Here is a 204-nt window from a genome sequence, read left to right as displayed (position 1 = left end):
TGAGCTGAAATTAAAGCCTTCGGCTTTGTCACGCTCAGCAAAATCAGCAATGTATGCGTCCTGCTCTCCTTGTCCCAGTGAACGTACATCTTCAAAACGGAATCCAGCCGCTTTATGGCGGTACACTACCTGTAAAGGCTGCTCATTCCAGCCGCTATAAAAATTCGTTCTGAATATTTGATGGCGATCCACCAGTTGATTTAA

General features: G+C 45.1%; 1 protein-coding gene. It reads right to left on the bottom strand.

The features are described 5' to 3' along the window. Positions 1 to 204 (bottom strand): condensation domain-containing protein (locus tag ACL9RM_RS26860; RefSeq protein WP_414126739.1); only part of this gene is annotated, 204 nt, incomplete at both ends.

It is taken from the genome of Paenibacillus sp. S29 (genome assembly GCF_049319765.1).
Lineage (GTDB): Bacteria > Bacillota > Bacilli > Paenibacillales > Paenibacillaceae > Paenibacillus > Paenibacillus polymyxa_B.
The sequence above is the reverse complement of the archived record's forward strand: the minus strand, read 5'-3'. Positions and strand labels throughout refer to the sequence as shown.